Below are 2,610 nucleotides of genomic sequence, written 5' to 3'. Positions count from 1 at the left end.
GCACAGTGCGCTTCATAATGCATCCCTCCATCAGATTCCGGGCAACCGGACGACTTTATCGTATTGATAATCTTCATAAAGCTTCGGGCGTCGATCGATGACACCCTGCACCCCTATCCGGACGGCTTCCGAGGATAATGCTTCGACGGGAACCATCCACGGTGAGCCGGGAAGGATTTGCGTTGCAGGTAAAATTCCTCTTTGCACCAGGCTTTTGGCCGATCCGACGCAAATACCGAGTTTCTCCGCCGCTTTCATCAAGCTGATCATCGGTACGTCCACTTTGGTGGCATCATATTCGGGAATTCCCAGGCGCTCGCGCATGTCACGAACACGCACGGTCGTCCAGCTCTCGCCATCACCTGTCTTGCAAAGCATCCGATTGAGGGAGACCGCGAGTTCCCGATCTGGCCAATGTCCGCCCAGTTTGCGCAGTGCCTCAACGGCCGATGGTGCGAGCTCGGCAGGATATCTTCCGGTCTTGACGCGCGCCACACGCACCTCTGTGTGCCGACCGCCGGTCCAATGGATTAATAGCACCGCCTCGTTGGTAGCATCATCGAGATCGCAAATAATCTCCTGAACCAGGATGCGGATGAGCCGCTGCTTCGTTCGCGTCTCCGTCGAGGGCGCATTCCATACGGTCGGCAAATCCTGGGCAAGCTGCAGGAGTCGGCCACGATCGATGACGGGGCGCGCTGCTGACAGCGCGTATAGGTCCTTGATCTTGCGCTCAAGCACGCCTACTCGCTCCAGGGCATCATTCCATCGGGCCTCCAGTTCGCGTGCAACATGCCGCTTGGCCGGGTCCACAAGCTCATACCTGCGACTGGCCAACAGCGCTTCGTAGCGTGCGCCTTCGAGGTCCCGCTCGATTGCCGCAATAACATCTCTTCGGGACCGCTCGACTTGATCCGAGGCGAAGATTGCCGCTTCGACAGCACGGTCCGACACCGCTTCTAAAATCTGCATCGCAACGGCGCGGTCGACCCTGACGCCGCCAATGCCTATACAAAGGCCGACACCCACATGAGCATCGTCGCCGCGGCATTGATAGCGATGCGCGTTGCCTTTTGCGCTGCCGTAGAAGACGCGCATCATTCGGCCGCAGCGACCGCATCGCATCAGTCCGGTCAACAGCGCACGGCCGCCACGCGCTGACTTGCGATCGCAATTCTTCTTCATGTGCGCGTTCTCGGCCAGAAGCTTATGGTTCTCCTCATACTCCCGCCAACTGATGTAGCCTTGATGATTGTCGCGCAGCAGCACGCTCCACTCATCCCTCGGCTTGCGCACCCCCGTAGCCTTGCGAGCGCGGCCATCGACGATCCGCGTTCGCTGCGCACGTCTTCCGAAGGCATAGGCGCCTGCGTAGAGTGGATTGTGGAGGATCTGCATGACGCTGTGATAGGCTGGTGCCTTCCAGACAAGCTTACAGACGTCGACATTGCGCAGGACGACGGGCATCTTGATATCGGCCGATCGCAGCCACAGGAAGACTTGTCGTCCACTTCCCAGTTCCCGGAATTTGGCAAAAACGAGCCTGATCGTCTCAGCTACATGTTCGTCCGGGTCAATCTCGATCTTGCCCACTTCGCTCCAGCACAAGCCCGGCGGCAGCATAAACCGCAGCTCACCGCGTCCCGCCTTGGAATCACGTGCGGCGATGCCGCGCTGGCGCATCAAGCTGAGCTCATACTCCGACATCGTGCCTTTCAATCCAAGCAGCAGACGATCGTTGACGAGCCGGGGATCATAGGCGCCATCCGGATCGATGACTAATGTACCGGCGAGTGCGCAAAGGTCGATCAGATGATGCCAGTCCCTGCCATTGCGCGCCAGACGCGATGCCTCGATGCAATAGACCGCTCCCACATCGCCGGAGCAGACCTGTGCCACAAGCCGTTCGAATCCGGGCCGTTCCATGCTACCTGAGCCGGAGCGACCGAGATCGTCATCGATGACAATCACCGATGCAAAGCCAGTCGTTGCAGCAGCTCCAGCAAGATCATACTGCCGGCGCTGACTTTCGAGATTGCCGGTAACCTGAGTCATTGTGGATTGCCGGACATAGACCACAGCGGCGCGGCGAAGATGGTCAGGCGTGATCTTCGTGTTCATCAACGCCTCCCGTCTTCGTCATTCTGTTCGCTTCCAGAGCTTCCAGCAGAAGGTCCGCCAGCGCTTCCACCAACCCTTTGACGTTCTTGACCGCTGGAACCTGTAGATTTTGGCGCTCCAACTGCAGAACGAGTTGGTCGCGATTTTGATGTCGCCTGCTTCGCATCATCCTTCTCCTTCTTCCTCGAAGGACGGGATTTTGCGCCTCTTAAGCGAGTCGCGCCGAACGATGCGAGCGTCGCTGCCAACTCGTCGAGACCGGCGATGCTGATCTCGGGTGGCCCAAGCGTCATACCGCTGCAGTAGCTCTCGTCGAACATCCAATTCGGCAGTTCATGGGATAGATCGGGCCGCTTGTCCGTATAGATGGACATCAGGCTCTTGCCGCGCCGATACGGCGAAACCCGCACCTCGCTCCCAAACAGCGGATGCCACGGATAGGCGATCGTCGCGAAACGAAAACCGTATGCAGAATGTCGGTCATTGGCC

General features: G+C 58.7%; 2 protein-coding genes. Both read right to left on the bottom strand.

Annotated features, from left to right (window positions below):
• Positions 1-30: 30 nt before the first annotated feature.
• Entirely contained in the window at positions 31-2,121 is a 2,091-nt protein-coding gene (locus OS035_RS33355; protein ID WP_331815635.1) for a recombinase family protein, read from the bottom strand.
• Positions 2,121-2,610, bottom strand: a 490-nt coding sequence (locus tag OS035_RS33350) for a hypothetical protein (RefSeq protein WP_331815632.1), incomplete at its 5' end; no start/stop codon positions are given. The genes OS035_RS33355 and OS035_RS33350, both read right to left, overlap by 1 nt.

The organism is Rhizobium sp. 268 (assembly GCF_036571585.1).
GTDB classification, from domain to species: domain Bacteria; phylum Pseudomonadota; class Alphaproteobacteria; order Rhizobiales; family Rhizobiaceae; genus Rhizobium; species Rhizobium redzepovicii.
Note: the sequence above shows the minus strand (reverse complement) of the source record. Positions and strands in the feature narration are given on the sequence as shown.

Excerpts from the sequence above, each read along its gene's own strand:
- OS035_RS33355 (WP_331815635.1), bottom strand. The coding sequence starts at position 2,121 with ATGAACACGAAGATCACGCCTGACCATCTTCGCCGCGCCGCTGTGGTC.